Origin of the sequence: Pantoea sp. GM01 (genome assembly GCF_000282675.1) — a bacterium.
GTDB lineage: Bacteria > Pseudomonadota > Gammaproteobacteria > Enterobacterales > Enterobacteriaceae > Pantoea > Pantoea nemavictus.
This window is the reverse complement of sequence record NZ_AKIU01000001.1, coordinates 13,309-38,694: the sequence shown is the minus strand read 5'-3', so window position 1 is coordinate 38,694 and position 25,386 is coordinate 13,309. Positions and strand designations below refer to the sequence as shown.

Here is a 25,386-nt window from a genome sequence, read left to right as displayed (position 1 = left end):
CCGACTCTGAGTCATGCGTAAAAACGAAGCCCGCTTAATGTAATTCCCCCATAAAGTTGGATAGTACATGTTAAGCGGCTTTCAAGGCCAGAGTTCGGTACACCATCGGACTCTGGCCTTTCAGTCTCGGACTGATAGGTTCATGGTTGTAATAATGGGTAAATTCGTCAACGCCCAGCCTTATCTATTTGATATTTTTGTATTTACTAAGATAAAGACACTCTGTTTTAAACGTGCCTAAAAAACTTTCAGCCATCGCCTAATCCAGGCAATTCCCTTTTTTCGACATGCTTTACCACGCCCTGAGTTCTCAACTTTTCCTGATAGGCAGACATCTGATATTGCCATCCGTGGTCTGAGTGAAGTAATCGTTTTTCACCAACACCCAGCCTCAGTAAAGCCTTTACCAGCATGCTATTTACATGACACCCATCACTAGCCTTTCAAACAGGTTGTAAGAGATGTCCTCTCCGTTGAATACGCCCTGCAGTGTCAAGAGACAAATAAAGTTAACTCAGTGACATCTGTTACTCACTTCTCGTTTGGCTTGTCGGCGCAATAGTTGCGGTAGAGTATATTGGGTGCAACAGTTCCTACCAAGTCTTACCAGGAGCGATATTTTTTACGCGGATTGCCGCCGTCGGGGACCTTTCCCCCATCAGCTGCGGAACAGTTTTTCGATTAATTAGAAAACCACAGCGTCTGAGAGCAAGGTGATGCGGGGATAACCATACCGGCTTTATGACAGCGATAATCGCAATAATTTTTTCCTGAATATTCTGATATTTTCCCGCACGCCTCATGACTTTTTCGCTGTAATGAAACGTACTCCGCGCCACTCCTGCCGCCCGGAGCAGATCACTCAGGTCGTGCTTTTGCCTCAGATCAGAGATTTTCTGCGCTTTTGCCGATTTTTTACGGAGCTGAGGCATTGAGTTTTTTTAGACACTCTACCTACACATGGAGAAGAATTTCAGCCAGTTTCTGCTCTTATGTCATTTGTTCAGCTGGAATAACGGCAGTGGTTGGTTGCGGATTAATGTCACTTTCAAAGGTTGTCTTACTGATGTCCGGTCGAGAAAAGCATCTGCAACCGCTAATTGGTAGTTTTTAACGCACTAATGAACAGTGCTTTCACTGGAGAGATTGAATTTGGCCGCAGCTTCACGAAGGGAAAGTTGGTCAATGAAAACTGCCATAACATCGCTGAGTATGAACTCGGGTGAGTATTGGACGGTCTTCCAGGTCAGTCCATCGAGACCATTAAGTTTGTGAGCTGTCACCCACCTGCTTAGAGCCGTGTGCCCGATGCCAAAATACGCGGCAGCTTCGCGAAAACCGTCTTACTAAAAGATAATGCCCCACGGCGGTAAGCCGTAGCTCAAGTGAGAATTTGGGACTGCTCATAAAAACTGCACCTTAATCAGTTGGGTGTTCAATTTTTGGAGCGCAGCACCATAAATGCGGTTTTTTTATATTTATTCATGTTGATTAAATTATATATATTTTATAAACCCGAAGTTTTAGTCAACTCTAGTGTTAAAGGTATGCAATGAAAATAAAAAAATATTTACATCCATATTTTGGTGAAATAGAGGTCAAGATAATTATGGCAGTGGTGAGTGTTAGGAAAGCATAAATATTTTTGGAGTTGGTTTTGTGGGTTATATTTTATATTTGATGTTATCTGAGGGTTTTAAAATAGAAGGTGTTTGGTCTTAATGATTAATAATGCGGGGTTGATTAAATAAGTGACCTATGGCGTTTTTATGCTTTTTTTGGAGAGTGTTAATTATTTACTGGATGTAACAAAGTAGCTACTGCTCAGAGAACGACTTCGCTATATCCAGTATTTATGATGTTATGAAATGGATTTCATTGATCTTCTTCTATAACAATTTTAACATAATATTTCTTTCCGTTATCAATGAAATAAGCATTTTTAAAACTTCCGTGGGTGGTTGCGCGCAATAATTTCAAGTGTTCACCAAGTGAACCTTCTGATGTTAAATTTAGCTCACATAGTTTATTGTAATCTTTGATTCCGTTATAGTTTCCATCTTTTTTTGGTTTTGTTGTGATAAATTTATTTTCAATGATGTTATATATATTTTCTTGTATAAGTTTCTTCTCTGTTTCTATTACTTTTCTATAAACTTCTAACGAGGTGTCTGAGATATCTATTTCAACTTCTTTCTGCGAGATAATTTCGCCATGATCTACTTCTGCATCCATTAAGTGAATGGTTGAACCAATAGGTAAGCCATTGATAATGGAAAAGGCTTGGGGATACCAGCCTCTATTATAAGGGTTTAGTCCCGGGTGGAAATTAATGCAACATACATTCTCCACAAGTCGGTTCGGGAATATTTGTTTGCAATGCAGACTAAAAACCATATCATAGTTTTGAATTATTGATTCAATTGTTTTTTCATCCTTAACATTTACTTTCTTTGCACCAATTTCAATCATCTGTTGAGGGCTCGAATTAAAAGAAGTATAGCAGAAGTCAACTTTCAAAGGATGCTCAAAGACTATTTTCCCAAGCTCATTTTTTAAATAAAGTGAAAGCTCTTGGTTCTCAGAAACAACAAGTAATCTTTCGATTGGACGTCTTAGGTAATCCTTTGTAGTATTTATGTTAATGTGGTAGTTCATTATCGTAGCCTCTCATCAAGATGTAAAATTATTTTACTATTAGAAAGTTATATGGGGAGTGATTTTTAGCAATTATGGAATTATAGCCGTTATCGCATGCTAATACAAAATTTATTTGTACAGTTATTAATTTTCAAAAGGTGAAAGTATTATGTTTATAAATTAATCTTAATTGAAGAAAAGTAAGGTGTGTTATTATATTGATGTGCGATACTTTACTGAATGTGTGGATTTTGAGTGAAAATATACTGTTTAAGCAGCTCTTCTTTTCCTGAGCTTCTCCACTTCTAATGGTTTGTGTTTAAAATAACATTTTAGTGTAGTTATTGTGTGTTATTTTCTTACTGGGCGTTTTAATGGTTTTTTAATTTAATATGGTTTTAATATTTTTATCTATTGGGCTGTGATGGTTGAAGTTATTACACATGTGTAATGATTTTTTATTTCTTAATGAGCTGTGTTTGTAAGGTGTTTTGCGATGAGAAAGGCATAACTATTGGATGTGTATTTTTTCAATAATTGATTGTAACAATAAAAAAGATAAGTTTCACGTTTTGCTTTTGATACCATCATTAACCTTACATCATGTCTAAGTGAGGAGGGATCAAAAAGTCATCCATAAATTTTATATTTAAATAGCTTCGCCGAATAGTAGAACATTTAAAGGGAACTCAGCCCGGATTATGCAATCTGATCAATCGCCAAATCAAAACAGATCACCAACCGGACTGAGCTATGCCCATCAAAGCACCAATATCCCGTATCGAACGACGCCTTATGCAGAAAAATATCCATAAAACGTGCGATAAAAAAATCATGCCCGCAGACTCACTGCCATGCTGATTTTGGACTGGGAGACTCTGTCAGCGGTGTTACCAGAATGCTTTGCTGCGCACGTTCATCCATCGATTGCTGGATTAGGGGTTTACGCTGTCAGGTGTCGAAGGCCTGAAACCCTTACCCGCAGGGTGTTCCTGTCGCTGGCCGTTTGAGCATTTGCACACTGTTACGTGAACTGATAAAGCATTCTCCCGGCGATTTTGGCTATAGCGTTCAAATTGGAGTACACAACTGCTGTAAATAATAATAAATGAGATAACTGGATATCAGTTACATGTTGGAACTGTTCGTCGCTGGCTGCCTGCTGCCGGGCTTGTGTGGCGCAGGGCAGTGCCAACGCTGCGAGTAAGTGACCGGAATAAAGATGAAAAGATGGCGTTCATCCGCACTGCGCTGGACGAATGCAGCACAGAACATCCGGTATTTTACGAAGACGAAGTGGCTATCCACCTCAATCCCAAAATCTGTGCAGACTGGCAGTTGCGTGGACGATAATAATGCGTGGTAACGCAGGGGCAGAATAAAAAGTATTATCTAGCCGGAGCACTGCACAGCGGAACGGGTAAAGTCAGCTATGTTAGTGGCAACAGCAAAAGTTAATCGTTATTTATCAGCCTGTTAAGGCATGTTAAATCGACATGCCGACGGGCAAGAAACCATCACGCTTATCGTAGATAATTACATTATTCACAAAAGTCATGAAGTCCAGTGCTGGCTGAAAGCCAATACGCAGTTTAGGGGGATTTATGAGCCGGTTTACTCGCAATTGGTGAACCACGTTGAGCGGTTTTGGCAGGCACTTCACGACGCGATATCGCGTAATCACCAGTGCCGTTCAATGTGGCAGTTACTGAGAAAGGTTCACCACTTTATGAAAAAGTCAGTCTATTCCCGGGAGGGAAACATGGTTTGGCAAAAGTGTAGCGGTATTAGGCATAGATATTTAGGCTAAGTATAATGATCTTGTTTTAATAATTATTTATCGAAAAATTCACCATGATAAAATAACCCTGCAAAAGATTATGCGAAAAATGCATCTTAGTTTGGGGCGAATTTACAGCATAGTTCGTGAATACAAACTCGCCCCTTTCGTTGCAATATAGTGAGTGATTTTTACTCATCAGGATGCCGTCGATGTTGCCTTTCAAAGCCGTACTGATCTCTTTTCTATGCATCATCATGCTCTCATTAGGCGCCAGTCTGGCGCAGGCAACGCGTGGTGGTGAGTTAACGTCGGAACGCGGCGGCTGGGCGTCCGCCCGACGCGATTCTGCCGGTATCGCACCCGATCCCCAGCGTTACGCATCCGAAGCTATCGTACAGGTCTATGCCGCGCCAACGTATGGCTGGAAAGGCGCAGTGGCGGTGCATCCGTGGATTATCTTCAAGCGCGCCGGGGAGACCCACTACAATCGCTATGAAGTCATCAGCTGGGGCAGCGGCGATAAAGTGCGGCGTAACAGTAATCTGCCGGATGGCTATTGGTACGGTGCCAGGCCACGTCTGCTGGTAGATCATCGCGGCAGCGCGGCACAGGCGATGATTCCGCAGATCGAAGCGGCGATTAAATCGTATCCATGGCCAACTACCTATCACGCCTGGCCGGGGCCCAACAGCAATACCTTTATGGCGCATATTGGCCGTGAAGTGCCCGCACTGAAACTGGATCTGCCAGCCAATGCGCTCGGCAAGGATTATCGCTCACTGCTGAATCCGGTGGGGTTACCGCCTTCAGGACGCGGCGTACAGCTCTCTGTACTCGGTGTGCTTGGCGTAACGGTGGGAGCGGAAGAGGGATTAGAGGTGAATGTGCTGGGTCTGAATATGGGACTGGATTTCACCCCATTCAGGCTGCGTCTGCCATTTATCGGTGGCATCGGGCAGAATAATGTTCAGCGCGACAATCCGTAAAAATGGCCCCGAAATGGGGCCATTTTTTTAGCAGACGCCGAAATCGCCGTCTTCGTGATACAGATTCACGGTATCGGCTCGGACTTCAATTTCTCGTTTGATGTGATCGTCAACGCGAGCACACCATAGCATATCGCCTTCCACGCGCAGCACCTGCATCTTCGGGCCACCGGTCTTCGACTGTACAAAATCATCCACCTTAAACATGCTTTTTCTCCATCAGGTCAGTGATATTTACAGAGTTTATATGTACTTCACTGACTGTGCGCTTGATTTTGTGCCTTAGTGATGCAGCAAAAATAGGGTCGCCAGACCGAGGAAGATAAAGAATCCACCGGTATCGGTGATCGCGGTGATCAGTACGCTAGAGCCAACGGCGGGATCGCGTTTCATTTTGGTCATGATTAACGGAATCAGCACGCCCATCAGAGCCGCGAGCAGCAGATTCAGCACCATCGCTAGCATCATCACGCCGCCCAGTTGCAGGTTGTCGTACATCAGCCAGGTGACGCCGCCCATAATGCCGCCCCAGAATAGGCCGTTAATTATCGCCACGCCGAGTTCACGCATAATCAGAAACGAGAAGTTACCCGGTTCAACCTGATGCAGCGCTAATGCACGCACGATCATAGTGATGGTTTGGTTACCGGTATTGCCGCCGATGCCTGCAACGATTGGCATCAGCGCTGCCAGTGCAACCAGCTGTGAAATCGTCGCTTCAAACAGACCTATCACGCGCGACGCAACGAAAGCGGTACACAGATTTACTGCCAGCCACGCCCAGCGTTTGCCAACCGCTTTGCGCACCGGGGCAAACACGTCTTCGCCCTGGCTGATACCGCCCATTTTACGGATATTGCTTTCGTTCTCTTCATTCACCAAATCGACCACGTCTTCAATGGTGATACGGCCAATCAGCTTGCCTTGTGCATCGGTTACCGCGGCGGAGATCAGGTTATAACGTTCAAACGCGCTGGCGGCGTCCTCCGCTTTATCGTTGAGTTGAAAGGTGGTGGGATGCGAATTCATCACCTCGGCCACTAATATCTTCGGTTTGTTCAGCAGAATATCGGTGAGGGTCAACTCACCCAGCAGTTGATTTTGCTCATCAGTGATAAAGATCTTATCGGTGCCGTCTGGCATTTTTTTGCCTTTACGCAGATAGCGTTGCACCGTGGCTAAGGTAACGTCCGAGCGCACCGTCAGGATGTTGAAATCCATGATCTGTCCGACGCGATCGCGATCCAGTTCGATCACGCTCATCAATCGCGCGCGCAGACCGGGTTCCAGCGTAGTGAGCAGACGTCCGGTTAAATCGCGCGGCAAGTAACGCGCCAGATATACCTGATCGTCGATATCCAGCGGCTCAATAGCATGCAGAATATCGCGATCAGACATTTCTTCCGTCAGGCTAGCCCAAACGGTTTCCGAAGCCTCAACCAACACGTGACCGCGCTGTGCGGTGGGCACTAAACGCCACAGCGCCTGACGCTCTTCTTCTGGCAAGGCTTCGAGGATGTCGGCTAAATCCGCCGCATGTAACTGCTGGAGTTCGCTCTCTAATTCATGGCGCCAGTCGGTAATATCGCGCAGCTCGGCAGCATTAAGATCGACAGATTTATCCAGCAGGACATCAACGAGATCATGCTCGTTAAGCAGCAGATTAAGAATGTGGTGGCGAGTTTCAGCTAATTTTTGTGAATGCGAAGCAGACATAACGCGTTCCTTGTGTCTGTAAAGTCAGCTCACAGTGTAGCGCGTTGCGGGTAACAGAGCGTAAAAAGCAGCATTGTCTCAAAGGATAATGTGTCGCAGCGACAAGGACCCGCAGATGCGTTAGCGCGAATCGCTGGTGCTCAGCGTGACCGGTTCAGAGATGACTTGCTTTTGCTGATGATGCTCAATAGCACCGGGAATGATGAAAATCAGACGGCCAACCAAAATAAAGAAACTGATCAGCAAAATAATGCGGCTCATGGTGCTGGTTTTGGGACGTCTTCGTGCAGAAATGGCGCTGTTCACGCGGGGTGGTTCCTATAATTACCCGATTGGGCGGAGGCAATATTTAGTCACACTTAGATCGCTAAAGCAATCGCTGTGTGAAAAATGAGCAGGAAAGGTTCAAGGTATTGATCGACATCAGACAATAACGGCCGCACAGGGCGGCCGTTACATCAGTAGCTGGCTTTCTGCGCCAGCAGCGTGGCAAAACGGTATTTGATGCGATTACCGTTTTCGTCACGGCGGTGCAGTTCACCGATATCTTCGTTGTACTTCACAATATGCCAGTTGCGGTAATAGTGGCTTAACTCACCGGATTTAAAAGCAAAAGGGAAGTTCTGCGTATTGGGATAATCAGCGGTATTCATCGCCGCCACAATCAGGTTGTAGCCATATTTGCGCGTGCTGGCCTGCATATCAGCAATCAGCTGCGGGATGGTGTCAGGTTGCAGGAACATCATCACCACCGTTGAGAACACAAACTGGTAGGCGCCGTTAAAGCGTACGCTATTGAGATCGCACAACTCGGTGTGAATATTTTGCAGATTCTCTTCTGCAATGATGCTGTTCAGGCGTTCGAGACTGGCCGGATTGCTGTCCCATGCTGTGACCTCAAAGCCATGCTGATTGAGAAACAGGCTATTGCGGCCCTGACCACATCCCAAATCCAGCGCTTTCCCCACTTCAAGGTGGGGAAGGGCCGCCAGGACTTCAGAATGGGTCGGTGTCAGACCGTACTTTTCAGCAAAATAGTTATCGGGGCGTGTTGTCATAACCATACAACGGGCCAGCAGCCCGCTTTACTCCTCTTCCAGCATCAGTTTCCAACCGGTGACATCATTCCAGTAAGCTTGCTCGCGCTCCAGATCCAACTGCACCAGCGTGTTTTGGCTCAGGAAGCCCGCCGGGAAGGTCAACGTCCAGTGACCATCGTCGGTGCTTAACTTGAGCGAATCCGGTTTGGTGGTTGCCTGGCGCTGATTATTCAGCAGCGTGCCGAGACGCAGCAGGAACACCATCGGCAGAAACTGTTTCTTTTTGAACAAGGTGAAACGTGGCATCTCATCCTGCTTCACCGCTTTACGGTGATAACGTACCAGCGTGGCCAACAGCATCTGTTGATCCTGATTAAAGCCCGGCATATTGGAGTTCTGCAGGATATACGCCGAGTGACGTTGCATGCCGCTGTGATTGATGGTCAATCCCACTTCGTGCAGCAGCGCCGCCCATTTCAGCAGCGCCGAGAGTTGCGGATTAGCCTGCTTCGGATTCTGCTCCTGCCACTGTAAATAGAGCTGCTCGGTAGTCTCCAGCACGCGCCGCGCCTGATCGCTATCAATGGCGTAATGATTGGCCAGGCTCTGCGCAGTGCGGCTGCGAATGTCCTGATGGCGGAAACGACCTTCCATCTCATACAGCACGCCTTCGCGCAGTGCGCCGTCAGAAAGACGCAGCTCACGAATCGCGAGCGCATCAAACACGCCACACAAAATCGCTAAGCCCGGTACAAACACCGCTTTACGCTCTTCCGACAAGCCCGGCAGGCTCAGCGCATTAAAGGATTTATGCTTCAGCACTTCGCTGGTCAGTAACTCCAGCGTTTCTGGCGTGATCAGCTTCTCTTTTTCGCCCATCGCCAGCAGCACTTCACAGGCCGCTTTGATGGAGCCCGATGCACCCAGCGCATATTGCCAACCGTGCAGACGATATTGCCACGCCATGGTTTCCAGCTTCTGCGCAGCTGAGAGGCGCGCACGGCGGAAGTTTTCCGACGAGATTTCCCCTTTCGGGAAAAAGAGATTGGCGAAGCTGACGCAACCCATGCGACGGCTCTCCACCAGCTGCGGCTCAAAGTCTTCACCAATCACCAGTTCGGTTGATCCGCCGCCGATATCAATCACCAGCTTGCGACCTTTCTCCGGCTGCGTATGCTCCACGCCCATGAAGATTAAACGCGCTTCTTCGTTGCCGGAAATCACTTCGATGGGATAGGGAATCACTTCGGCCGCGCGCTGCAAGAACTCTTCCGCGTTGCTGGCGATACGTAGCGTGTGGGTGCCGACGATGGTGACGTTCGCGGGACTAAAGCCCTGCAAACGTTCCGCGAACAACGCCAGACAACTCAGACCGCGCTCAATCGCCTCTTCGCTCAGGCGATTGTGTGCATCCAGGCCATCAGCCAGATGCACGCGCTGTTTCAGGCGTCCCAGCACTTGCAAAGCGCCATCCACCACGCGGGCAATGACCATATGGAAGCTGTTCGAGCCGAGGTCGATTGCCGCGAACTCTTGAGGTTTCGGCGTACTTTTATGTGAGATTGGCATAGGCGTTATTCGGGTTGTTCCAGTTTCTTGATGTAGTCGTAAATGGCCAGCTGCGAACGCACCTTTTTACGGTTGCCGCGCGGCACATAACGGTTACTCAGCTCTTTATCGACGATGCGGGCTTTCACCGTATCACTAAACAGAATGGCAATGATGTCCAGTATGCGCTGCTTCACGCGCGGATCAAGAATCGCCACGGCAACTTCAATGCGGTGATCAATGTTACGCGTCATCCAGTCCGCGGAAGAGAGGAACACCTTTTTCTCGCCGCCGTTCTCAAAAATATAGACGCGGTCGTGCTCAAGATAGCGGTCAACGATGCTGGTAATGCGAATATTTTCACTGATGCCCGGTAAATCCGGAATCAGTGAGCACATGCCGCGCACCAGCAGATTGATTTTCACCCCAGCCGACGAGGCCGCGTACAGCCGATCAACCAATCCGTTATCCACCAGGTTGTTGATCTTCAAGGTAATACCGGCAATATTGCCTTGCTGCGCGTTGGCGATTTCCGCATCAATGTACTTGTACAGCATGTCGCGCGAGTTCTGCGGCGACACCAGCAGATGCTCGAAGGTGACCGGACGATACGGATTCTCAATAAAGTTGAACACGCGACGCACTTCATTGGTGATGCGCGCATCGGCGGACAGCAATGAATAGTCAGTATAAATCCGCGCGGTTTTTTCATTGAAGTTACCTGTGCCGATGTGCGCATAACGCACCACTTCTTCACCTTCGCGGCGCGAAATCAGGAACAGCTTGGCGTGAATTTTCAGACCCGGCGCGGAGAAGATCACGTGCACGCCGGCTTCGGTCAGGCGTTTCGCCCAGCGAATGTTGGCTTCTTCATCGAAGCGCGCCTGCAGCTCAACCACCACCGTGACTTTCTTGCCGTTATAGGCGGCGTGAATCATCGCATCCATGATGCGCGAGTTTTTCGCCACGCGGTAAATGTTGATCTTAATTGCCAGCACGTTCGGGTCAAATGAAGCCTGGCGCAGCAGCTCCAGCACGTGCTCAAAGGTGTGATACGGATAATAGAGCAGCACATCGCGATTGCGTATGGCATCGAAGCCGTTGCGGAAGCCATCAAAGCCAATGTGGCGAATCTGCGGCAGCGGGCGGTTTTCCAGATTACTTTTACCGACGTTCGGGAAGCCGATGAAATCTTTGAAGTTATGATAACGGCCGCCGGGCACAATCGAATCGTAGTTCGAAATCGACAGCTTATGGCGCAGCATTTCCACCATCGCATCCGGCATATCGCGCTGATAAACGAAGCGCACTGGCTCGGCATTAAGACGCTGCTTCAGGCTTGATGACATCAGCTCCAGCAGGCTTGATTCCATCTCCGTCACCAGATCGTACTCGGCATCGCGCGTCATCTTCATTGAATAGGCATTCAGCGTATCGTAATCGAAGAAGCCTTTGAAAATTTCATCCAGGCAATAACGCAGAATGTTATCCAGCAGAATCATTGGCTTGCGGCGACGGGGTGATTCAGCCGGCAGGTTAATGAAGCGCGGCACTTTATCCGAAGGAATCTCCAGCAGCGCGTAGCGCACATCGTCGCCGCGGATGATTTCAACCGCCAGATAGGTGTAATCGTCTTTCAGGAATTCGATCAGGTCGGTGTCATGGTTGATCAGAATCGGCGTAACGTGCTGGCGCAATTGATGTTTGAAGTAGTAGCGCAGCCACTCTTGCTGATTCGGTGACAGCTGGCGTTCGTTGATCAGGAAGATCTGATTACGCGCCATTTCAAGCAGCAGATCGTTATAGAGTGCATCAAACTCTTGATCTGATTTCTGCACCCGCAGCTGAATTTTCTTTAACAGATGCCGCAAAGAGGTCGGTTTGCCTTGCTCTTCGCTGATCAGAATTCGCCGCTTGAGATCGGCAAAGCGCACTTTATAGAACTCTTCGAGGTTATTGGAATAGATTCCCAGAAAGCGCATGCGCTCAATCAGCGGATTACTTTTATCCGAGGCTTCCTGTAACACACGTTCATTGAAGCTTAACCAGCTTAATTCTTTTTCTATATACAGCTTATCCTGACCCATTCTGACTCCGAGATGCTGATGCTGGACGGAATGTCCGGCGGAAAAAACGCAAAAATGCGGTACCGCTCAGTGTCCGTCACCATTATGGCGAGAGTATGGCAGGCTTGTCCAACGTCAAAGGTTGTCTTATCAATCAGCTACGGGCAACATAGCGACTTGTTTCCACCGGTAACCTGGCCTGCATGAGCATAAATCGCATTCCCGTCCACTTTAGCGACCGTCGTCGACGCGCCACTGATAATTTAGTGCGCCGCATAGTCACGGCCTGTGGCGTGGGAATTTTACTGTTGATGTTACTGCTGTTCTTCTGGTTGATCTGGGTGGTATTACCGCTGTTTAGCGCGCCGGGCATGCATGCCACCACTAATCTGCAGCTGTGGGATAAAGCGCCGATGCTGGCGATGGGCAGCGACGGTCATCTGGGCTGGCGCATTAGCCGCAACGAAGCGCGCTTTATCCCGCTGGATGGTCAACCTGCGGGTCCTGCGCTGGCGCTCAACGGCAAACCTGATGCGGCGGTCACCAGCAGCGATAACCGCAGCGTGCTGCTCAATATGCAGGGCGAGCTGCTGTTAATGCAACCGGTTATCCGCAACGGCAGCGGCGAATGGCGTTTCCCGCTCGGCGATCGTCCAATGCGTTTACCGCAAGGTGCGGTGAGTAACATGACGCTGACGTCGCTCAGCGACAATCAGTGGCTTATCGCCGCGCAAACCGCAGCCGGTATTAGCCTGCTGACGCTGGAAAATCAGCAAAAAGTTAATCAGATCGTGTTGCCGCAGCAGCAGGCCGAACATCTGCTGCTGTCGCCGGATGGGACGCTGCTCTACACCAGCAGCGGGCGTTTGCTGCGTGTCTGGCAAATCACGCCGCAAGGCGCGCAATTACGCGAAACCCAAACCCTCAACCTGCCGCCGCAAAGCCTGCATATGCTGGCCGGTGGACGTACTTTGCTGATTCAGGATGCGCAGGGCATACATCAATGGTTTGCCATTGCGGGTGATAAAGGACCGCGCCTGCAACAGGTTCATACCTTTAATGGCAGCCAGAAACTGGCCGGCATTACGCCCGAATCGCAGCGCCGCGTCTTTGCCACCTTTGATGAGCAGGGCAAGGTTCAACTGTTTGCCAGCAAGCAGCAGGGCGCGATTTTGACGCGGCAGCTGGCGCCAGGCATTCAGGCGCTGGCGTTCGCGCCGCGTGGGGATGTCCTGATTATTGAACGTGCCGGGCAATGGCAACTGTTCGCGCTGGATAATCCGTGGCCGGACTTCACCTGGCGCAATCTGTGGCAGAAGATTTGGTATGAAAACTATCCGCAGCCCGATTGGGTGTGGCAATCCACCGCGGCGGGTGACAGCTATCAGGCCAAGTTCAGCCTGATGCCGCTGGTGCTGGGCACGCTAAAAGCGGCCAGTCTGGCGCTGCTGTTCGCCACCCCGTTAGCGTTGGCTGCCGCCATGTACACCGCGTGGTTTATGTCGCCGGGTTTACGCCGCTGGGTTAAACCTGGCATCGAGATGATGGGCGCGCTACCGAGCGTAGTGATTGGTTTAATCGCGGGCATCTGGCTGGCACCGCATATCAGCAGCGCGCTGGTTGGCGTGTTGCTATTGCCGCTGGTGCTCGCCGCCACCCTATTATTGTGTGGCGTGCTGAGTCCGCGTTTGCCGGCCAACTGGCGACGTCCAGGGTTTGAAGTGATTCTGCTGCTGCCAGTGCTTTTAGTCATGACGTTACTCACGCTCTGGCTGCCGACGCTGTTTTGGCCGGACGTGGGCGAGCGGTTAGCGCATTATGAACAGCGTAATCTGCTGGTGGCCGCGCTGGCGATGGGCTTTGCGCTGGTGCCGCTGATTTTCACCTTATCGGAAGATGCGTTATTCAGCGTGCCGGGCGCGCTCGGGCAGGGCTCACTGGCATTGGGCGCTACGCCATGGCAAACCCTGACGCGTGTCGTGCTGCCGGGTGCTTCGGCGGGCATTTTTGCCGCCTTGATGATTGGCTTTGGCCGCGCCGTCGGCGAGACGATGATTGTGCTAATGGCGACGGGCAACACGCCCGTCAGCGAAGGCGGTTTATTTGCTGGCCTGCGTGCACTCTCCGCTAACATCGCGATTGAGATGCCCGAAGCCGCCGCCGGCAGCGCGCACTATCGCATTCTGTTCCTCAGCGCGTTGCTGCTGCTGATGTTTACCCTGGTGATCAACACCATTGCCGAGTTGATTCGTCAGCGGTTACGCCAACGCTACAGCCAGCATGAGGGCCAGGGATGAAGGCGATGCAACAAAACGATCGCTGGCGCTGGCTTACTGCGGGGGCGGTTGCGGTGTGCCTGCTGGCGTTTACCTTGTTGATTGGCTTGCTGGGCTGGCAGGGCGTTCGCGCTTTCTGGCCGCAGCCGGTTGATCAATACCAGTTCCTGCCGCCGGAAGGTCATGCGGTGATGGTGCTGGGTGAAACGCTGCAAAAGCAGCAGCAGGGCGCGCAGTGGCGCTATGTAGTGAAAACCGGCAACCGTGATTTTGCTGCACCAGATTTCCGTGTGCTGTACAGCCAGGGCGAGGCGAAAACCCGGCGTCCTGCCGATGTGTTAGTGCTGCAGCGCCGCAACGGCGGCAATGCCTATGGCTGGCTGGTGGAGTTGCGCCAGGATAATGAAGTGATGACGGCGCACAGCCGCGATGCCTTACTGCATCAGCGTTTGCAGCAGGTGCATGAGCAGCTGCGCCAGGCGAGTAAAATTCGCCGTATTGAGATGGCACGCCTCAACGCGCAGCTGGAAAGCCTGCAGCAACAGGCCGATGAACAGCAGCGTAACGGCACCTTCAACCTCGAAGTGCAGTCAGAGTTTGATGCTAATCGCAGCGCACTACAGCGCCGCTTTAACGCGCTGGCGCAGCAGTTAACCCATCTACAACACGAAAGTCAGCGCGACACGCTGGTGCTGCGTGATGTGCAGGGACAGGATCACGTTATCCCGCTGGCGCAGGTGGTGGATGCCTGGTACCCCAATGCCATGACATTAACCACCCAAACGCTGCACTTCTTCAGTCAGATTTGGCAATTCATCAGTGATTCACCGACCTCCGGAGGTGGTGAAAGCGGGGCGTTTCCGGCGATTTTTGGCACCGTGCTGATGGTGCTGTTGATGTCGATTATCGTCATGCCGCTCGGCGTTGTTGCTGCGGTGTGGCTGCATGAGTACGCCGGACGCCATGCGTTGACGCGGCTGGTGCGCATCGCGGTGGTCAATCTGGCAGGCGTGCCGTCGATTGTTTACGGCGTGTTTGGGCTCGGTTTCTTTGTCTGGCTGATTGGCGGTACGCTCGATCAGTTATTCTTCTCCAGCGCTTTACCCAATCCGACCTTTGGCACGCCGGGCTTGCTGTGGGCCGCGCTAACGCTGGCGCTGCTGACGCTGCCGGTGGTAATCGTCGCCACCGAAGAGGGATTGTCACGTATTCCTGATAATCTGCGTCAGGGATCCTTGGCGCTGGGCGCAACCCAGGCAGAAACGCTGTGGCGCGTGGTATTGCCGCTGGCGGTCCCGGCGATGCTGACCGGTCTGATTCTGGCCGTGGCGCGCGCGGCGGGAGAAACCGCGCCGCTGATGCTGGTGGGCGTGGTGAAAATGGTGCCCGAACTGCCGGTTGATGCGGTGTTCCCTTATCTGCACCTCGATCGCAAATTCATGCACCTCGGTTTTCAGATCTACGATTTGGCATTCCAAAGTCCCAACATCGATGCTGACCGACCGCTGGTTTACGCCACCGCCTTGCTGCTGGTGGTGATCATCCTGTCGCTCAATCTGCTGGCCATGGCGCTGCGTCATCGGCTGCGTGAGCGTTACCGGCTCATGACGCACTAAAAAGGTTTTCTGATGACGCCCGATTACGACATTGCCTTAAGCGTGAATCAGCTGTCGCTGTGGTACGGCGACCGCCAGGCACTGAATAACATTGATCTGCAGATCCCGAAAAACCGCATCACGGCGCTGATTGGGCCGTCCGGCTGCGGAAAATCGACGCTGCTGCGCTGTTTTAATCGCATGAATGACGTGATTAATGGCTGTCGCATTGAGGGTGAGATTCTGCTCGACCGGTATGCGGTAATGCAGGCCAACCAGGATCTTCCCGCGTTGCGTCGCCGCATTGGCATGGTGTTTCAGCGACCGAATCCGTTCCCAAAATCGATCTACGAAAACGTGGTGTACGGCCTGCGCTTGCAGGGCGTGCGCGATCGACGCGTGCTGAATGAAGCCTGCGAACGTGCGCTGCGTGCCGCGGCGCTGTGGGGCGAAGTCAAAGATCAGCTGGGACAGAATGCGCTAACGCTCTCTACCGGTCAGCAGCAGCGTTTGGTGATTGCGCGCGCTATTGCTATTGAACCCGAGGTATTGCTGCTGGATGAGCCGACATCGGCGCTCGATCCGATTTCAACCTTGGTGATAGAAGAGTTGATGACCACGCTGAAGCAGCATTTCACGCTGGTGCTGGTGACGCATAACATGCAGCAGGCGGCGCGCGTGTCAGATTTCACCGCGTTTATGCACAACGGCCAGCTGGTGGAGTTTGATGAAACCGATCGTATCTTCACCTCGCCAAAAGCGCGACGCACCGAAGATTACATTACGGGAAGGTTTGGTTGATGACGTTTTGTCGAAACCGCTCCCCTCAATAATTCAAGTTTCAGGAAGGCGGCAAGCTTGAGAATCCCCAGCAGCTTACATCAGTAAGTGACTGGGGTGAGCAAGTGAAGCCAACGCTCCTGAAACTCGAAGTATGACGGGGAAATCAGTCGTGGGCGTAACCCTGCGGCGGCAATGGTTCACCATCCAACCACGCTTTACCCTCGCGCATCTGCAAACGCCCATCGACAAACCAGCTGATCACCAGCGGATAAATCGCGTGTTCCTGATGCTGCACGCGCGCACTGATCTCGTCTTCGCTGTCGCCTGCAAACACCGGCACGCGCGCCTGCAAAATAATCGGTCCGCCATCCAGCTCGTCAGTCACAAAATGCACCGAGGTGCCATGCTCCTCATCGCCGTTTTCCAGCGCCTGCCGATGGGTATGCAAGCCCGGATATTTCGGCAATAGCGACGGATGGATATTCACCAAACGATCGTGATAGTGCGCGACAAAAGCGCTGCTGAGGATGCGCATATAGCCAGCCAACACCACCAAATCCGGTGCGTACGCGTCAATCTCCTGCATTAGCTGGCGATCGAAGGCTGCACGGTCGGCAAAATCACTGGCGGCTAACGCATGCTGCGCGACATCGGCTTCCCGCGCACGCGTCAAACCGTAGGCGCTGGCTTTATTACTGAAAACGGCAGCGACGCTGCCGTTAATACGCCCGCTTGCGCAGGCGTCGAGGATGGACTGAAGATTGCTTCCGTTGCCGGAGATCAGTACAACCAGTTTTTTCATGGGTTGATAACCACACGCTCTTCAGCATCAGACGCTTTAATCACACCGATTTTCCACGCTTTTTCGCCAGCGTCACTCATCAGTTGCACCGCTTTATCTGCGTCTGCCGGGCTCAGCGCAATCACCATGCCCACGCCGCAGTTAAAGGTGCGGTACATTTCAAAGCGGCTAACATTACCCGCTTGCTGCATCCAGGTGAATACCGCAGGCCACTGCCAGCTGCTCTCTTCCAGCACGGCCTGAGTATTGTCTGGCAATACGCGTGGGATATTTTCCCAGAAGCCGCCGCCAGTCAGATGTGAAATCGCATGCACATCAACCTGCTCAATCAGGCTAAGGATGTTTTTCACGTAGATGCGGGTCGGCGCCAGCAGGTGATCGGCCAATGATTTGCCTTCCAGCTGCTTGGTTTCTGGATCGGTCTGGCTGACTTCAAGAATCTTGCGCACCAGCGAGTAACCGTTCGAGTGTGGACCGCTGGAACCCAGCGCGATCAGCACGTCACCGTCCTGCACTTTCGAACCGTCGATGATTTCTGATTTTTCCACCACGCCGACGCAGAAACCGGCCACGTCGTAATCTTCGCCGTGGTACATGCCAGGCATTTCAGCGGTTTCGCCGCCCACCAGCGCACAGCCAGACTGCAAGCAGCCTTCGGCAATGCCGGTGATCACCGAGGAAGCCGTGTCTACATCCAGCTTGCCGGTCGCGTAATAATCGAGGAAGAACAGCGGCTCTGCACCTTGCACGATCAGGTCGTTGACACACATCGCAACCAGATCGATGCCGATGCTGTCATGGCGTTTGAGATCCATCGCCAGACGCAGCTTGGTGCCGACGCCATCGGTTCCGGAGACCAGCACAGGCTCGCGGTACTTCTGCGGCAGCGCACAGAGCGCGCCGAATCCACCCAATCCACCCATCACTTCCGGGCGGCGAGTTTTTTTCACTACGCCTTTAATACGGTCAACCAGATCGTTACCAGCATCGATATCAACACCGGCGTCTTTGTAGCTGAGAGAGGTTTTGTCGGTCACTGCGGAATCCCCACGCGAGTTGCGGTTGGTGGCAAAAATTAAGCGCGGCAATTCTAACAGCGCAGGCAAACGTTTGCGAGTCCCATCTCACGCTGCCTTTGCACAGCGTCAGATTTTCGCCAATCCTTACTCTTGAGCTGATTCAGGCAAGCCATTGACCGATGACATGTGGCGCGGCGGCGAAAAGGCGGTATAATCCGGCGATTTTTTTTTAGCTCAACTCAATTCCGGGAGAACAATCATGAAGATCGTGGAAGTCAAACACCCGCTGGTCAAACATAAACTGGGCCTGATGCGTGAGCATGATATCAGCACCAAGCGTTTCCGCGAGCTGGCCTCGGAAGTGGGCAGCTTGCTGACCTATGAAGCCACCGCCGATCTGGAAACCGAGCGCGTCACCATCGAAGGCTGGAACGGTCCGGTCGAAATCGATCAGATCAAAGGTAAAAAAATCACGGTTGTTCCGATTCTGCGTGCTGGCCTCGGCATGATGGAAGGGGTGCTCGAGCACGTACCGAGCGCGCGTATCAGCGTGGTCGGCGTGTATCGTGATGAAGAGACGCTGGAGCCGGTACCCTATTTCCAGAAGCTGGTATCGAACATTGAAGAGCGCCTGGCGCTGGTGGTCGATCCGATGCTGGCAACCGGTGGTTCGATGATTGCCACCATCGATCTGCTGAAGAAAGCCGGTTGTACCAGTATCAAGGTGCTGGTGCTGGTGGCTGCGCCAGAAGGGATTGCGGCTTTAGAAAAAGCGCATCCGGATGTGGAGCTGTACACCGCATCTGTCGATCAGGGATTGAACGAAAAGGGATACATCATTCCCGGGCTCGGCGATGCCGGCGACAAGATTTTCGGAACCAAATAAAGAAAGCAGCCGGCCAGAGAGTCGGCTTTTTTTTGTCTAAAACACAACAATGTCATCCTCGAGTTATTCGCGCCAGGGCAAGGCGGCAAACGCGTTCATCCCGATGAGCTTACTTCAGTAAGTGATTCGGGTGGACAAGAGCAGCCAACGCAGCCATGGCGCGAAGAATGAAGAGGATAGGGGATAGGGGATAATAATGACTCGTCGCGCTATTGGCGTTAGTGAACGCCCACCGCTGCTGCAAACCATTCCACTCAGCCTGCAGCACCTGTTCGCCATGTTCGGCGCCACCGTGCTGGTGCCAATTCTTTTTCACATCAACCCGGCCACGGTGTTGCTGTTTAACGGCGTCGGCACGCTGTTGTATCTGTTTATCTGTAAAGGAAAAATCCCCGCTTATCTCGGTTCGAGCTTTGCCTTTATTTCGCCGGTGCTGCTGCTGTTGCCGCTCGGTTATGAGGTGGCGCTCGGCGGTTTTATCCTCTGTGGTTTCCTGTTCTGCGTGGTGGCGTTGATCGTGAAAAAAGCCGGTACCGGCTGGCTTGACGTGATGTTCCCTCCGGCGGCGATGGGCGCGATTGTGGCGGTTATCGGTCTGGAACTGGCGGGCGTAGCGGCGAATATGGCTGGCTTGCTGCCTGCTGACGGTACTTCGCCAGACAGCAAAACGGTGATCATCTCCATGGTGACGCTGGCGGTCACGGTATTTGGTTCGGTGCTGTTCCGCGGTTTCCTCGCCATCATCCCGATTTTAGTCGGCGTGTTGGTCGGCTATGCGCTCTCTTACGGCATGGGAATTGTGGACTGGACTGCGGTGGAAAATGCACCGTGGTTTGCGCTGCCAACCTTCTATACGCCGCGTTTTGAGTGGGTGGCGATGCTGACCATTCTGCCGGCCGCGCTGGTGGTCATTGCCGAGCACGTCGGCCACTTAGTGGTCACCGCCAATATCGTGAAGAAAGATCTGATCCGCGATCCTGGCCTGCACCGCTCCATGTTCGCCAACGGTTTGTCGACCATGATCTCCGGCTTCTTCGGCTCAACGCCAAATACCACTTACGGCGAGAACATCGGCGTAATGGCGATTACCCGCGTGTACAGCACCTGGGTGATTGGCGGCGCGGCAATCTTTGCCATCCTGCTCTCATGCGTTGGCAAGCTGGCGGCAGCGATTCAGGCGGTTCCTGTGCCGGTCATGGGCGGCGTGTCGCTGCTGCTGTACGGGGTGATCGGCGCGTCGGGTATTCGTGTGCTGATCGAATCCAAAGTGGATTACAACAAGGCGCAAAACCTGATCCTGACCTCGGTGATCCTGATCATCGGCGTCAGCGGCGCCAAAGTGCACATTGGTGCCGCCGAGCTGAAAGGCATGGCGCTGGCGACCATCGTCGGTGTTGGCCTGGCTCTGATCTTCCGTCTAATCAGCGTATTACGTCCAGAAGAAGTGGTGCTGGATGCGGAAGAGAAGCGCGAAAGTTAAGGCGACAAACCGGGCAGGGAAGCCCGGTTCATCTCCGACAAAGATCGTGATAAACTTGCGCGGTTTTCTGCCCGCTCATCCGTTGAGGTACTTCTGAACACGCCGGCACAGCTCTCACTGCCACTCTATTTACCCGATGATGAAACCTTCGCCAGTTTCTGGCCGGGGGAAAACGCGTCTCTGCTGGCGGCGCTGCAAGGCGCACTCTCACAGCAACACGGCAGCTATCTCTATTTCTGGTCGCGCGAAGGCGGTGGCCGCAGTCATCTGCTGCATGCAGCCTGCGCGGAACTCTCGGCGCGCGGTGAAGCGGTGGGCTACGTGCCGCTGGATAAACGCACGTGGTTTGTGCCGGAAGTTCTGGAAGGGATGGAGAATCTGGCGCTGGTGTGCATCGATAACATCGAATGTATTGCGGGCGATCCGGAGTGGGAAATGGCGATCTTTGATCTCTACAATCGCATTCTGGAAATCGGTAAAACGCGGTTGCTGATCACCGGCGATCGACCGCCGCGCCAGCTGAACCTTGGCTTGCCGGATCTGGCTTCACGCCTTGATTGGGGGCAAATTTACCGCTTACAGCCGCTGTCGGATGACGACAAATTACAGGCGATGCAGCTGCGTGCCGGATTGCGTGGCTTTGAGCTGCCGGAAGATGTCGGGCGCTTCCTGCTGAAACGCCTCGATCGTGAGATGCGTACGCTGTTTGATACGCTGGATCGCCTCGATCGCGCCTCAATTAGCGCGCAGCGCAAACTCACCATTCCCTTTGTTAAGGAAGCGTTGGAGCTTTAAATAATCTCCAGCACCGCTTCGGGCGGACGTCCAATGCGCGCCTGCTCGCCATTAACCACAATCGGACGTTCGATCAGCTTCGGATGATCTACCATTGCCTGCAGCAGGTGATCCTCGCTCAGCTCATCATTCGCCAACGCTAACGCTTTATAAAGATCTTCTTTGCGACGCATTAGTTCACGCGCGCTGTGCATGCCGAGCTGTTGTAGCAGGCGCTTCAACGTCGGCACGTCGGGCGGCGTATCGAGATATAACACCACTTCAGGTTCAACACCTTTTTCCTGCAGCAGCGCCAGCGTTTCACGGCTCTTGCTGCAGCGCGGGTTGTGATAAATGCTCACCATGTTTCTTATCCTTTTTGATAAACCTTGAAGCGTTTCTGTAGTTCACGGAACTGATCGATGCGTGCGTCATAACGCGCCTGCTTCAGGCTGCCGAGCGGCACCTGCGCACTGGCGCTGCTTAACGTCGAGATCGCCTGATCGAGTTGTCCGTTAAGCGCTAAACCTTCGGCGCGCGCGGAGAGCTCTTCATCGCGTAAACCCTGGGCTGCGGAGGCCTGCGCCAGCAAATCCCAGGCGTTGAGATCGTCCGGACGCGCGAAAGTGTAGCGATTGAGAATGCGGCTGGCGTTAGCCGGTTGCTTCGCTTCAACATAGGCGTTAGCCAGGTTCAACTGCAGCACCGGGTTGCTGCTGCTGGCTTTATTACTGCTCAGCATGGTGATCGCCTGCTGCGGCTGATTCAGGCCGATGTCGATATCGGTCATGATATCGAGAAACCAGACGTTATCCGGCTGCTTCGCCAGCAGCGGGGCGATCACCCGTTTGGCGCTATCAAAGCTTTTGGCCTGCAGGAACTGCACCGCTTTGCCGTATTGCGCAGCCTGCTGCTCGCGCACGTTGCCTTTGGCATAGTCGTTGAGCAAATCATCGGTCAGCTGATTGCGACCGGTGGAATACATGCCGAGTGAACGCACTTTCGCCATATAGAAATCCTGCGACGACTGCACCACCACTGGACGCATCTGGTTGGCGCGGTTACGCGCATCGGCCAGGCGGCTATCCGGTAACGGGTGCGTCAGCAAAATTTCCGGCGGCTTGGAGGAGAAACGGCTCTGATCCGCCAGCTTCTGCAGGAAAGTGGGCATTGCTTGCGGATCGAAGCCGGCGCGTTGCAGTACCTGAATGCCGATGCGATCGGCTTCCTGTTCGTTGCCCTGAGTAAAGCTGATGATGCCCTGCTGCGTGCCCGCCAGCGTGCCGGTCAATGCCGCCATACCCGCTTGTGGGCTGGCCATCGCTAACAGAATAGATCCCAATGCGCCCACCCAGGTGAGCGGCGCATTGCGTCTCTGCTCTTCCATCGCGCGCGCCAGGTGGCGCTGGGTAACGTGCGAAATTTCGTGCGCCATCACCGAGGCTAACTGGCTTTCATTATCGGTGTAGCGAAACAGCGACGAATGCAGCACCACATTGCCGCCAAAGAAGGCGAAGGCATTCAGCTCGTCGTTCTGAATCAGAAAGAAGTGGAACGGCGTGCGTACCGAGTTGGCGTGGGCCACCAGACGCTGACCCAGCTCATTAATATATTGGTTCAACAGCGGGTCGTTTATCAGAGGCGCACTGGCGCGCAGCTGGCGCACATAGAAGTCGCCCATCTGTAATTCCTGATTAATCGACAGCGTAGCACCGGCGGTGGTGCCCATATCGGGCAGCGTATCGCTAATGTCGGCGCGCGCACTCAGCGCAGGCGTGAGCAGCAGCGCAGGAATAAGGGCCGCCAGTACTGATTTTTTCAACCGGTTAAACATGCCTTGATCCTGTAAAAGTCACCCGAAATTGGACAGGTAAGTTGTTCAAATGTTCTGCGCTTATTTTGCATGGGTACCGCGCGCTCTATCTTAACCACACTGTTGCGACAAGCAAATGATGAAGCTTAATGGTCTATAAATGAAAAATCGGTTACAGCATCGCAAAATTGCAGCAAAAAATTGAATAGCGCGTTGCGGCATAAACCGGGCTGTAGGCCGCCAAAAGTTAAAGTTACGTAAAGTTGCTCAAAATTATTGAATTTGGCATGAATTTTTATAGGTTTACTCTGAAAAGCAGTGGCAAATCAGCGGGTTTGGCCCGCTTTTTCCATCAGTTATTTTAATCGTGCTCACGCTGCGCATTGAGTCTGGAACAGTAAATGGCGGCTATATTTTAAACGCACGTCAACTTATTCTACTGGAGTTGGGGTCACAATTTCACGGCCAACCATTTCTTCACTTCCTGCCGCACAACAATCGAAACTCTTATTCAATTAACCCTGCTAATTATTTTTCGCGCAATCAAAACGCCGGACAGCCCGTTACTACAGGCGTTTTGCCCTGCGCACGCTGTGGTATAGATAAGGCACTTTATTCAAACGGACTGTGAATTGACGCGCAGTGCATGCCGGAGAGTTTCTATGCGTTCTGTTGTCACATACGCCCTCATCGCCATTGTGGGTGGATTTGTGGGCGCCACCGTGAGCAAGGGTGATGACCTGTATCAGCGTGTTGTGAGCCATTTTTCTGCCGAGCCAGCCGATCCGGACGGTTTCTGGAGTACACCCGCCGTGGAGGGCTACGGCAAAATCCATTATGAAGCGGACGCCGCCTTTAAGCCGGTGATTGGCTTGAGTAACAAAGTGGTGTTCCAGATTACCCGCAGCGAAGGGGATATGAAGCGGCCGAACCTCGGTCTGGAGCGCGTCGCGCGCGTGGTTAATCTTTATATCGCCTCTGGCGTGCCGGCTGATGACCTGCACTTTGTCGTCTCGGTCACCGGTGACGCCACCCCGGCGATGCTGGATAACGCGCATTTCCAACAGTTCTATAAAGCAGATAACCCTAATCTGGCGCTGATAGGCGCACTGAATAAGTTGGGCGTGAAGGTATCGGTGTGCGATCAGTCGGTGGCATTCCATCACTTCCCGAAAGCGTGGATCGACCAATCGGTGATTCATGCGCTCTCCAGTCCGACCACCGTGTCGACGCTGGAAAATCAGGGTTATGCACTCTTACAGATGTAAATCTCAGGCACAGGAGAAGTGAAATGCGTCCAGCATCCTATATTGTTATCGCGGCACTGGCAGGTTTTGTCGGCGGTAATGTGTTACAGCTTCCGGAACTGATTGATAAAGTCAGCGACAAGTTTGCAGATAAAAAGAGCGAGCCCGCCGATTTCTGGAGCACGCCCGCCATTGCCGGTTACGGCAAAATCCACTTTGTGAGTGTGCCGGACTACAATCCCGCCAACACGCCGGGTTTAAGCAACAAAATCGTCTTCCAGATCAACCGTAATGAAGGGGATGTTCGCCAGCCGAATCTCGGTCTGGAGCGCGTTGCGCGCGTCACCAACCTCTACTATGCGGCGGGTGTTCCACTGAATCAGCTGAAGTTTGTGGTGTCGATCAACAGCGATGCGGTACCCGCGGCACTAAATAATGAACAGTTCCGCAAAACCTACGGCACCGATAACCCGAACCTCAAGCTAATTGATGAGCTCAGAAGCGCGGGCGTCAAGGTAACCATTTGCGATCAGTCGGTAGCATTCCATCAGCTGGAGCGCGACTGGATCGATACCCGCGTCACCCACACGCTGTCGAGTGGCACCACCGTGGCTTCGCTGCAAAACGAAGGTTACGCTTTCCTGATGTTGTAATGCCTGCCTGACAGCAGCCCGCGCTGCTGTCATCTCTTCGTCATTTTTCCACGATGTTGCTGTCACAGTTAGGTCTGGTTTAAGCGCCAGCTGCAAGTGGAGTTGCGGCTGATGGCTCGTCACTCAATATCCTTAGCGCATGTCTGCAATGTCGGCTGACGCAAATAAACATCGGCGATTATCCCGGCCCGTGGCCGTTTTACAATGCCAGTGGCTTGATCGATTAGCACCAGCAGTGAGAAAGAATTGTCGGTGGCTGACAGGATGCTTCGTGCTCAA

21 protein-coding genes and 1 pseudogene are annotated in these 25,386 nt (G+C 52.3%); 10 read left to right on the top strand and 12 right to left on the bottom strand.

Going from position 1 to position 25,386, the window contains the following annotated elements; translation table 11 throughout:
• Positions 1–70 precede the first annotated feature (70 nt).
• Positions 71–178: an IS3 family transposase gene (locus PMI17_RS25815; protein ID WP_369751401.1), complete on the bottom strand. Its 108-nt coding sequence runs from the start codon at positions 176–178 to the stop codon at positions 71–73.
• Positions 179–1,875: 1,697 nt separating this feature from the next.
• Positions 1,876–2,658: a dTDP-4-amino-4,6-dideoxyglucose formyltransferase gene (locus PMI17_RS00170; RefSeq protein WP_007884868.1), complete on the bottom strand. Its 783-nt coding sequence runs from the start codon at positions 2,656–2,658 to the stop codon at positions 1,876–1,878.
• A gap of 735 nt (positions 2,659–3,393) precedes the next feature.
• Here PMI17_RS00170 and PMI17_RS00165 point away from each other — a divergent pair.
• Positions 3,394–4,422: pseudogene (locus PMI17_RS00165) on the top strand (IS630 family transposase).
• A 210-nt stretch (positions 4,423–4,632) separates the two neighbouring features.
• A complete protein-coding gene (locus tag PMI17_RS00160; protein ID WP_007884866.1) occupies positions 4,633–5,409 on the top strand; it encodes a DUF3750 domain-containing protein in 777 nt (258 codons plus the stop codon).
• 27 nt (positions 5,410–5,436) lie between these two features.
• Here the strand turns inward: PMI17_RS00160 and PMI17_RS00155 are convergent, their stop codons facing one another.
• From PMI17_RS00155 to ppk1, 6 genes are all read right to left on the bottom strand, one after another.
• On the bottom strand, positions 5,437–5,616 hold the full coding sequence (locus tag PMI17_RS00155; protein ID WP_007884864.1) for a hypothetical protein: 180 nt from the start codon (positions 5,614–5,616) through the stop codon (positions 5,437–5,439).
• A gap of 75 nt (positions 5,617–5,691) precedes the next feature.
• On the bottom strand, positions 5,692–7,125 hold the full coding sequence (gene mgtE / locus PMI17_RS00150) for a magnesium transporter (protein WP_007884863.1): 1,434 nt from the start codon (positions 7,123–7,125) through the stop codon (positions 5,692–5,694).
• A gap of 120 nt (positions 7,126–7,245) precedes the next feature.
• On the bottom strand, positions 7,246–7,431 hold the full coding sequence (locus tag PMI17_RS00145; protein WP_007884862.1) for a YfgG family protein: 186 nt from the start codon (positions 7,429–7,431) through the stop codon (positions 7,246–7,248).
• 152 nt (positions 7,432–7,583) lie between these two features.
• A complete protein-coding gene (tehB, locus tag PMI17_RS00140; RefSeq protein ID WP_007884861.1) occupies positions 7,584–8,183 on the bottom strand; it encodes a tellurite resistance methyltransferase TehB in 600 nt (199 codons plus the stop codon).
• Between the two features lie 27 nt (positions 8,184–8,210).
• Complete coding sequence (ppx, locus tag PMI17_RS00135; protein WP_007884860.1) at positions 8,211–9,734, bottom strand: exopolyphosphatase; 1,524 nt, start codon at positions 9,732–9,734, stop codon at positions 8,211–8,213.
• Between the two features lie 5 nt (positions 9,735–9,739).
• Positions 9,740–11,800, bottom strand: coding sequence for a polyphosphate kinase 1 (ppk1, locus tag PMI17_RS00130; protein WP_007884859.1), 2,061 nt, complete (start codon positions 11,798–11,800; stop codon positions 9,740–9,742).
• 182 nt (positions 11,801–11,982) lie between these two features.
• Between ppk1 and PMI17_RS00125 the strand changes: the two genes are divergently transcribed.
• From PMI17_RS00125 to pstB, 3 genes are read left to right on the top strand one after another with little or no spacing between them, the layout of a single operon-like run.
• Positions 11,983–14,076: an ABC transporter permease subunit gene (locus PMI17_RS00125; RefSeq protein WP_007884857.1), complete on the top strand. Its 2,094-nt coding sequence runs from the start codon at positions 11,983–11,985 to the stop codon at positions 14,074–14,076.
• A complete protein-coding gene (gene pstA / locus PMI17_RS00120; RefSeq protein ID WP_007884856.1) occupies positions 14,073–15,671 on the top strand; it encodes a phosphate ABC transporter permease PstA in 1,599 nt (532 codons plus the stop codon). The genes PMI17_RS00125 and pstA overlap by 4 nt, the downstream gene beginning before the upstream one ends.
• Positions 15,672–15,683: 12 nt before the next feature.
• Positions 15,684–16,451, top strand: coding sequence for a phosphate ABC transporter ATP-binding protein PstB (gene pstB, locus PMI17_RS00115; protein ID WP_007884855.1), 768 nt, complete (start codon positions 15,684–15,686; stop codon positions 16,449–16,451).
• Between the two features lie 145 nt (positions 16,452–16,596).
• Here pstB and purN read toward each other — a convergent pair whose 3' ends face one another.
• Positions 16,597–17,235: a phosphoribosylglycinamide formyltransferase gene (purN, locus tag PMI17_RS00110; protein WP_007884852.1), complete on the bottom strand. Its 639-nt coding sequence runs from the start codon at positions 17,233–17,235 to the stop codon at positions 16,597–16,599.
• The gene (gene purM / locus PMI17_RS00105; RefSeq protein ID WP_007884851.1) at positions 17,232–18,272 is read right to left on the bottom strand and encodes a phosphoribosylformylglycinamidine cyclo-ligase; all 1,041 of its coding nucleotides are present in this window, start codon (positions 18,270–18,272) and stop codon (positions 17,232–17,234) included. Before purM ends, purN begins: the two co-directional genes overlap by 4 nt.
• Positions 18,273–18,513: 241 nt before the next feature.
• Between purM and upp the strand changes: the two genes are divergently transcribed.
• The 3 genes from upp (at position 18,514) to hda (ending at position 21,415) form a co-directional block, all read left to right on the top strand.
• Positions 18,514–19,140, top strand: coding sequence for a uracil phosphoribosyltransferase (upp, locus tag PMI17_RS00100; protein ID WP_007884850.1), 627 nt, complete (start codon positions 18,514–18,516; stop codon positions 19,138–19,140).
• A 196-nt stretch (positions 19,141–19,336) separates the two neighbouring features.
• Positions 19,337–20,620 (top strand): uracil permease, encoded by a 1,284-nt coding sequence (gene uraA, locus PMI17_RS00095; protein WP_007884849.1) that lies wholly within the window; start codon positions 19,337–19,339, stop codon positions 20,618–20,620.
• Positions 20,621–20,713: 93 nt separating this feature from the next.
• A complete protein-coding gene (gene hda, locus PMI17_RS00090) occupies positions 20,714–21,415 on the top strand; it encodes a DnaA inactivator Hda (protein ID WP_036619769.1) in 702 nt (233 codons plus the stop codon).
• On the opposite strand, the gene arsC is transcribed toward hda, so the two are convergent.
• Entirely contained in the window at positions 21,412–21,759 is a 348-nt protein-coding gene (arsC, locus tag PMI17_RS00085; protein ID WP_007884843.1) for an arsenate reductase (glutaredoxin), read from the bottom strand. The genes hda and arsC overlap by 4 nt on opposite strands.
• A gap of 5 nt (positions 21,760–21,764) precedes the next feature.
• A complete protein-coding gene (locus PMI17_RS00080; RefSeq protein ID WP_007884835.1) occupies positions 21,765–23,228 on the bottom strand; it encodes a M48 family metallopeptidase in 1,464 nt (487 codons plus the stop codon).
• A 641-nt stretch (positions 23,229–23,869) separates the two neighbouring features.
• Here PMI17_RS00080 and PMI17_RS00075 point away from each other — a divergent pair.
• Positions 23,870–24,475, top strand: coding sequence for a DsrE family protein (locus PMI17_RS00075; protein ID WP_007884834.1), 606 nt, complete (start codon positions 23,870–23,872; stop codon positions 24,473–24,475).
• Positions 24,476–24,498: 23 nt separating this feature from the next.
• Positions 24,499–25,107 carry a DsrE family protein gene (locus PMI17_RS00070; protein ID WP_007884832.1) on the top strand — a complete coding sequence of 203 codons (609 nt, stop codon included), beginning with the start codon at positions 24,499–24,501 and terminating at the stop codon, positions 25,105–25,107.
• Positions 25,108–25,386 lie beyond the last annotated feature (279 nt).